Source organism: Ruminococcus sp. AM26-12LB (genome assembly GCF_003480785.1).
GTDB classification, from domain to species: domain Bacteria; phylum Bacillota; class Clostridia; order Lachnospirales; family Lachnospiraceae; genus Blautia_A; species Blautia_A fusiformis.
In genome coordinates this window covers 1-866 of the sequence record NZ_QUJX01000044.1, presented here as the reverse complement: position 1 = coordinate 866, position 866 = coordinate 1, and the positions used below count along the sequence as shown (strand labels likewise).

Sequence of the window (866 nt, the reverse complement as noted above, 5' to 3'; positions counted from 1 at the left end):
GAATGAAACATAGAAGTTTATAACTTTTTATAAGTTTTCAGTAACGGTATTTCGTTATGAATCTTTTAAATGAAGATAATGTCGTCCATGTATTTCTCAACAAGCTGGGTGACATCGTGATCGCCAATCTTCTTTTTATTCTCTGCTGCATCCCCGTGATCACCATTGGGCCATCACTAACTGCCCTTTATCACTGCATGATGCGTACAGTAAAAGGGAATAACAACGGCACAACGAAAACATTTTTCAGAGCTTTTAAGGAAAACTTCAAACAGTCACTGATCATATGGCTGCTGATCCTTGCTGCCGGAACCATGCTCATCCTGAATATCCGCTTTCTGCTCCATGCAGAAGGAAGCGCTGCACATATGCTGTTTTATCTTTCTGTGGGGGTTCTGACTTTGCTGATAATTTTTACTTTATACATATTCCCGGTAATCGCAACCTTTGCTAATACACTGGGGGCACTTTGCAGAAATGCATTTCTGCTGGCATTTATGCATTTCCCCACAACGATCGCCATTGCGGTGATCACGATCTTTCCATTGTATATGACATATCTCGATGCAAAGCTACAGCCACTTTACGCATGCTGCTGGTTTTTCTTTGGATTTGGACTTGTAGCTTTTATAAATTCGATGCTGTTGTATCGATTTTTTAAGAAGCTGCTTCCTCCGGAGGAGGATATTTCGCTTTTGTGATGAAAAGCTTGGGAAAATTGTTATTTATTTAGATATAGTATTTTTAGATATAGTATTTTCGCTTTTCAAAGCGGAGGAAATCTGCGAGGGGGAAAGCACTCAGAGTTGCGAAGCCCGTTTTCAATGCCATTTAGATAGAACATTTTGTAGATGATTCTTTATGTT

1 protein-coding gene is annotated in these 866 nt (G+C 39.5%); it reads left to right on the top strand.

Features of this window, described 5'->3' with window-relative positions; translation table 11 throughout:
- Positions 1-56: 56 nt before the first annotated feature.
- Entirely contained in the window at positions 57-701 is a 645-nt protein-coding gene (locus DW694_RS16700) for a DUF624 domain-containing protein (RefSeq protein ID WP_015526055.1), read from the top strand.
- Positions 702-866 lie beyond the last annotated feature (165 nt).